At 30.6% G+C, this 5,187-nt stretch carries 3 protein-coding genes and 1 rRNA gene; 1 reads left to right on the top strand and 3 read right to left on the bottom strand.

What is annotated here, in order from left to right; genetic code table 11:
* Positions 1–342: 342 nt before the first annotated feature.
* On the bottom strand, positions 343–882 hold the full coding sequence (gene nrdG / locus CHL78_RS19510) for an anaerobic ribonucleoside-triphosphate reductase activating protein (protein ID WP_094367693.1): 540 nt from the start codon (positions 880–882) through the stop codon (positions 343–345).
* Positions 883–903: 21 nt separating this feature from the next.
* A complete protein-coding gene (locus CHL78_RS19505; protein ID WP_094367694.1) occupies positions 904–3,255 on the bottom strand; it encodes an anaerobic ribonucleoside triphosphate reductase in 2,352 nt (783 codons plus the stop codon).
* A 328-nt stretch (positions 3,256–3,583) separates the two neighbouring features.
* On the opposite strand from CHL78_RS19505, the gene CHL78_RS19500 reads away from it, so the two are divergent.
* Entirely contained in the window at positions 3,584–4,786 is a 1,203-nt protein-coding gene (locus CHL78_RS19500) for a pyridoxal phosphate-dependent aminotransferase (protein ID WP_094367692.1), read from the top strand.
* An 85-nt stretch (positions 4,787–4,871) separates the two neighbouring features.
* Here CHL78_RS19500 and rrf read toward each other — a convergent pair.
* A 5S ribosomal RNA gene (gene rrf, locus CHL78_RS19495) occupies positions 4,872–4,988 on the bottom strand.
* Between the last annotated feature and the right edge of the window lie 199 nt (positions 4,989–5,187).

Below are 5,187 nucleotides of genomic sequence, written 5' to 3'. Positions count from 1 at the left end.
TCTAACTTGTTGTTTTGTTGTTGTCCTGTTCTCTTGGACAAGTAATACTTTACCAGCTTTTTTATTTATCGTCAATAACTTTTTTAATTTTTTTTTAGATTTACTTTAATAAAAAAAGTAAATTTCAATATTATCCACATTATATACAACTTATCAGTATTGATTTAACTTAATATTTCTATTTTTATCCACATTATCTACAGAGTTATTAACATATAAAATTATTTTATTTTTTTATTAAAATTCTTTATTTTTTATAAATTTGGATATTTATCTATAATTTTACCCAATAAAAAAGTAATATAACTCTATTAATTAGAGCTATATTACTTTATATTTAACCTATTTAGCCATATATAAGCTATCTTTCATATATTCTTCTACTAAAAAGACCTTCTTATATTTTAAACTTTTTTGTACATCTATTATTCTTTGATTATTTGAACCTCTAAACTTCAGACTAATATCTTTTTTAGATTCATCAAATTTTCCATCTACCAATACATCTATTTCTTTTAATAGCTTCAAGTTTTTAAAATAAAGTAAATTGTTAGTATCTAAAAGTTGCTCAAAAGTAAAACCAGTATACGCCCACACATCTAATTTCTTTTGTTTAGCAACTTTAGCTATTTCCTTAAGTGCTTCTGGCTGTAAAAATGGTTCTCCTCCTGATAAAGTAATGCCTCTTTGTAGTTTTAAGCTTTCTATCTTATCTATAACTGCTCCAACTTCTATATCAAATCCTCCACATAGATCATGTGTTTGAGGATTATGGCATCCCTTACAGTTATGAATACATCCCTGAGTCCAAATAACCATTCTTAGACCTGGCCCATCTACTATACTATCAGAAGTAAGCGTGGATGATATCTTTAATTTCATAACCTTTCCTCCTATACTATATTATCTATGTTTTACTCTATCATGAACTTCAGCTCTTTTCGCATTATTAAATCTATCAACTGTACCAACAAGGTATCCTGTAATTCTTCTTATTCTATCAAAGTTAATATTGCTTTCATCTTCATTTCTTCCACAAGATGGACATATATTACCTTCTATAACTCCTGAGTATCCACATACAGGGTCTCTATCTACAGGATGATTTATACTTCCATACCCTATACCCATTTCTTTCATAGCTCTTATTATAGTTTCGAAAGCCTCTAGGTTATCAGTTGGATCTCCATCTAGTTCTACATACGTTATATGACCTGCATTAGTAAGTTCATGATATGGTGCTTCTAATCTTATCTTATCAAATGCACTTATATTATAATACACTGGTACATGGAATGAGTTTGTGTAGTACTCTCTATCTGTTATTCCTTCTATCTCTCCATATACCTTCTTATCTATACGTGTAAATCTTCCAGAAAGCCCTTCTGCTGGAGTCGCTATTAATGAGAAGTTTAGTTTATATCTCTCACTAGCCTCCTCCATTCTATTTCTCATGTGAGTAATTATCTTCAACCCTAACTCTTGAGCTTCTTCGCTTTCTCCATGATGCTTACCTATAAGTCCCATTAGACATTCTGCTAGTCCTATAAATCCTATCGTTAATGTTCCTTGCTTTATAACATCTTTTAATTCATCTTCTGGGCCTAGTTGGTCAGAACCTTTCCATACTCCTTGACCCATTAAGAATGGGAAGTTCTTCATCTTCTTGTTACCTTGTACTTCCATTCTCTCTAGTAATTGTTCTGTAACTAATTCTATTTTTTCATCTAATTCTTTAAAGAATCCATCTATATTAAGCTCTTGGTTATTAATAGACCCATGCTTTATACCTAATCTAGGAAGGTTAATAGTAGTAAATGATAAATTACCTCTACCACTTACAGTCTCATCCCCACATACATTTCCAAGTACTCTTGTTCTGCATCCCATATAAGTCGCTTCCGTCTCAGGTTTACCTACTTCATAATGTTTAGAATTAAAAGGAGCATCTAAGAAACTAAAGTTAGGGAATAATCTTTTTGCAGATACTCTACATGCTAATTTAAATAAGTCGTAGTTAGGATCTTCTGGATTCAAACTTATTCCTTCTTTAACTTTAAATATTAGTATTGGGAATATAGGAGTTTCTCCGTTGCCTAATCCTCTTTCTAATGATAGAAGTAAATTTTTAGTTATCATTCTTCCTTCTTCTGTTGTATCTGTTCCGAAGTTTACACTAGAGAACGGTACTTGAGCTCCAGCTCTAGAGTGCATTGTATTTAGATTGTGAATAAATGCTTCCATAGATTGATAAGTTTTCTTATCAGTTTCCTTATAAGCCTCTTCTATTGCAAACTTTTGAATATTTCTTGCAAATTCATCATCTATATTAAATGTTGTCGTTAATTTTTCTCTTTCAATTCTTAAGTATTCTTCATTAACCTGAACTCCAACCTTAATGTCACTTTCTTTTTCTATTTCATAAACTATATCTTTTATTTCATTACCACATTCTATCCCTTTGAATAGTTTTAAAGCTTTTGCTATATTTGCTATATAGAACTTCTTATATGTTTTATATACGCCATCCGCTAAGCCATAATCAAAGAACGGTATACTTTGGCCACCATGTTGGTCATTTTGATTACTTTGTATTGCTATAGCTGCTAAAGCCCCATAACTTATAATATCATTTGGTTCTCTTAGGAATCCATGTCCTGTTGAAAATCCACCTTCAAATAACTTCTTAACATCTATTTGACAACAAGTTAATGTTCCCATGTTTAAAAAGTCCATATCGTGTATATGTATTTCTCCACTATCATGAGATAAAGCATGTTCTGGCTTTAGTAAATGAGTTTTACAAAACTCTTTAGATACTGTACTTCCATATTGAAGCATAGTTCCCATAGCAGTATTTCCATTTATGTTAGCATTCTCTCTTTTGATGTCAGCATTATCTGCATCTTCGAATGTTATTTCCTCTATAGCTTTCATAAGTCTAGTTTTAGAGTTCCTTACTCTGTTTCTTTCATTTCTATAAATTATATATTCTTCACTAGTCTTAGCATGTCCTGTTTCTATTAATACCTTAACAACCGCATTTTGTACATCCTCAACACTTGGCATAACATTACTATATTTACTATTTAATAGCTTTATAACTTCTTGAGTTAATTGTTCTGCAAGCTGATAGTTTGGTGCTGAATCCTCTCTCTTGGCAACCTCACTAGCCGCTAAAAATATTGCTCTTGTTATCCTATCTTCATTGAACGGTATTATTCTTCCATCTCTTTTTTTAACAAAATTAATCAATTTCAAAAACGCCCCCTATCTCTATATATTGTAGCACATATATATGATGACCACTACATGTAGTGTATAAACTTCAAAAAAATCCCCTCTAACAAAGTTAAAGGGATTGTGCTTTTTATTACTTTATAAGATTACCAAATTTACACATAATAGTCAAACAGACCTAATGCATTGGAAATGCTATGTGGATAATTTCAACCTAAGTGATTGTAATATGTCTAAAAAATAAAAGTTTTTTTGTTTTTTTGTGTGCAAATTTTGACTTTTATATTTAAATCCTCAGAATTATTGTATAATGTACTTAGACATAGAAAAAGGGGGAAATTTTATGTTATCTGATAGACTAAAATTTATAACACCATCTTATACAATAGGTGTTAGTTCAAAAGTAAGTGAAATGAAGAGTAAAGGTATTGATGTAATTAATTTAAGTGTTGGTGAACCAGATTTTACGGTTCCTGAGAAAGCAAAAACTTATGGTCTTAATTCTTTGAAAAACGATTGCACTAAATATGATTTAGTTCCAGGGTTAAAAATATTAAGAGAAGAAATTTGCAATAAACTACTTAAAGAAAATAATTGTAACTATTCGATAGACGAGATAGTTGTGTCTAGTGGGGCTAAACACTCTATCACAAATTCATTACTAGCTATAACTAATCCTGGAGATGAAGTTTTAGTACCTAAACCATATTGGGTAAGCTATCCAGAAATGATAAAGCTTGTAAATGCTGTACCAGTATTTATAGACACAAGAAAAGAAAAAGGGTTCAAATTAACAAGGGAAGATCTAGAAAAGCACATTACTGAAAAAACAAAATTAATTATCATTAACAATCCATCTAATCCTGCCGGTATTGTGTATACAAAGAAAGAATTAACTGAAATAGTTGATGTATGTATTGAGAAAAATATATATATATTAGCTGACGAAATTTATGAAAGAGTTTGCTTCAATGATGACTTTACATCTATAGCATCATTAAGTGAAAAAGCAAAAGAAATAACTATAACTGTAAATGGATTCTCAAAATCTGCAGCTATGACTGGTTTAAGACTAGGATATACTGCATCTAATAAGGTTATAGCAAAATCTATGAGTTCTATACAGGGTCATCTAGTTTCTCATCCAAGTTTAACTACTCAGTATGTCGGTTATGGAGCTTTAAAAGAGTGTACTCATGATATAGATGATATGGTTAAAGTTTATAAATATAGAAGAGATTTAGTTACTTCTAAGTTAAATTCTATATCTGACCTAGAATATATTCATCCAGACGGAGCATTCTATGCCTTTATAGATTTATCTAAGGTTAAGGATATGTTTGAATATAAGGATAGTTTCTCTATCGATTTCTGCGAAAAGTTCTTAACAGAATATAGAGTTGCTGCTGTACCAGGAATAGCATTTGGAATGGATGATTATATACGTATTTCATTCGCTTGTAGCGAAGAATCATTCTTAACAGGTCTTGATAGGTTAAACGATTTCATACTAAGTATTACATCTAAAGAGGCTACTAATATATAATAATATAAGTACATAATGTAAAAAATACTCTAGATAAATCAGCTTAAACTAATTTATCTAGAGTATTTTTATATAAAAAAAGATTACGTGGCTACGTCTTACTCTCCCAGGCAGTTGCCCACCAAGTACCATCAGCGCTAGAGAGCTTAACTTCTGTGTTCGGAATGGGAACAGGTGTATCCTCTCTGCTATTGTAACCACATAATCTCTTATGCTTAATATTTCTATTAAGTTATTTAGAGTTAATACTCTAAAAACTGCAAACATTTAAAATTCATGACATTCATTTCGCCAACGTCTAAATATTCATATTCATTCATATTTATCCCGTTGCTCAAATATATATATTGGTCAAGTCCTCGACCTATTAGTATCGATAAGCTACATACATTACTGCACTT

Origin of the sequence: Romboutsia weinsteinii (genome assembly GCF_002250835.2) — a bacterium.
GTDB lineage: Bacteria > Bacillota > Clostridia > Peptostreptococcales > Peptostreptococcaceae > Romboutsia_A > Romboutsia_A weinsteinii.
The sequence above is the reverse complement of the archived record's forward strand: the minus strand, read 5'-3'. Positions and strand labels throughout refer to the sequence as shown.